This window comes from Streptomyces otsuchiensis (assembly GCF_004305975.1).
Taxonomy (GTDB): domain Bacteria; phylum Actinomycetota; class Actinomycetes; order Streptomycetales; family Streptomycetaceae; genus Streptomyces; species Streptomyces otsuchiensis.
The window spans coordinates 1-2066 of the sequence record NZ_BHZI01000479.1 but is presented as its reverse complement, the minus strand read 5'-3'; the positions used below and the strand labels follow the sequence as shown (position 1 = coordinate 2066).

The 2066-nt window shown below is 70.8% G+C and carries 1 protein-coding gene; it reads left to right on the top strand.

The annotated features are described in order from the left end of the window. Positions 1–72: 72 nt before the first annotated feature. The coding region (locus E0D90_RS25245) for a helicase associated domain-containing protein (protein WP_438827451.1) at positions 73–2066 on the top strand (1994 nt) is incomplete at its 3' end.

The window sequence follows — 2066 nt, the reverse complement described above, 5'->3', positions numbered from 1 at the left end:
CCGCCGGGTGGTGTTCCGGCGGCGGGTATTCGCGGTCAGGTGCATTCGGCGTGCGGGACGGGGAAGACCACGATGGCCGCCGCGGCCGCCCGGCGGATCGTCCCGAAGGGGCGGGTGGTGGTCCTGGTGCCGACCCTGGATCTGCTGACGCAGACCATCCGGGAGTGGAGGGCGCTGGGGCACTCGGGGCCGGCTGTCGCGGTCTGTTCGCTGGAGGATGACCCGGAGCTGTTCCAGTTGGGGGTGCGGTCGACGACGAACCCGATCCAGCTCGGCCTGTGGCACGGCCAGGGCCCGGTGACGATCTACGCCACCTACGCCTCCCTGCCCGTCCTGACCGAGGCGTTCGCGGGCTCCTACGGGCAGCGCCTGGCCCCGGTGGACCTCCTGGTCGTCGACGAGGCCCACCGGACATCGGGGTCGATGGGGAAGGCGTGGGCGGACGTCCACGCCCAGGGCCTCGTCCCCGCCGCCCGCAGGCTGTACATGACGGCCACTCCGAGAATCTGGGAAGAACGGCCGAACCAGGAGGTGGCCGAGGGGCGGCGGGACCCGCTGCCGGAGGAACAGGCCGCGTCCATGGCAGACACCGCGATCTTCGGGCCGGTGCTCTGGAAACTCTCCCTGGCGTCGGCGATCACCCGGGGCCTCCTCGCCCGGTACCGGATCATCGTCATGGAGATCACCGACCCGACGCTGACCCGAACGAAGCTGTACGGCGAGGAACGGCTCTCCGAGGAGGTCCGGGGGCAACGGATGGCCGCTTTGCAGGCCGGACTCATCCGCACCATGACGGAGCACGACCTCTCCTCCACCATCACCTTCCACCACCGCACGCGGGAGGCCAACGCCTTCGTGGCCGGCCTCCCCCGCGTCGTCCGCCGCCTCCACACCCACGACCCCAGCCGGTACCCGGCCAAGGTGTGGGCGGACTGGCTCTGCGGCGACCACGACCCCGGCCACCGACAGGAAGTCCTCCGGCAGCTCGGCGCCACCGCACTCCCCGCTGTCCTTTCGAATTCCAAGGTCCTGAACGAAGGTGTCGACGCGCCAAGCGTCGACTCCGTCGCCCTCCTCGACCCCAAAGGCGCCCCCCACGACATCGTCCAAGCCATCGGCCGCGCCCTGCGCCAGAAGCCGAACCAGGGCAAGATGGCGTCGCTTATCGTGCCCGTATTTCTCCAGCCCGGGACACCGCCGAATTCCATGGACTACCGGTCCCTCACCCGGGTACTGCGCGGGCTTCGTGCTCATGACGCCGAGGCTGTGGAAATGCTCGCCATTCCCCAGGCAGACCAGAAACGCCTGGTCGACCCGTCGTTCCCCCTCGGCGAGACGCCCGAGGACGAGGATGGGGAGGATGAGCGGTTCCTGCTGCGGATCTCGACCCGCCGCGACCCCGCCTTCATCGCCGACCTCGTCCGCTTCGACGTCCTGAACATCGAACGCGACGACTGGAAACGCGGCCACACCGCCCTCCAGGCCTTCGTCGGCCGCGAAGGCCACGCACAAGTCCCCTACGGCCACACCGAGGAGACCGGGCATTTCCCCCTCGGCCGGTGGGTCTCCGAACAGCGCCGCGCGTTCGGCGCCGGCGAGATGAAAGCCCGCCGCGCAGAAGACCTGGAGCGCCTCGGGATGGTCTGGGACGTCCCCGACACGGCCTGGCAGAACAACCTGGCGGCCGCGCGGACCTACTACGAGGAACACGCCACCCTCGCCGCACCACGCGGCGCCGTCGCCCTCGGCCGCCCCGTCGGGCAGTTCCTCGCCAACAGCCGCCGCCCCCAGGCGCTGGCACGGTTCCCCGAACGGGCCGCAGCCCTCGCCGCGATCGACCCCGACTGGAACGCGCCCTGGTCCCCCACCTGGCAGCGGCACTACGCAGCCCTCCGCGAACTCATCGGCGACGAACCGGAAGGCGCCGCGGCCGACGTCCCGCCCGGCGTCACCGTCTACGGACTCGACGTCGGAAAGTGGGCCGCCCAGCAGACCCAGCCGAAGACCTGGGACAGGCTCCACGAGGGCCAGCGCAAGCGCCTGGAAGACCTCGGCATCCGCCCCAC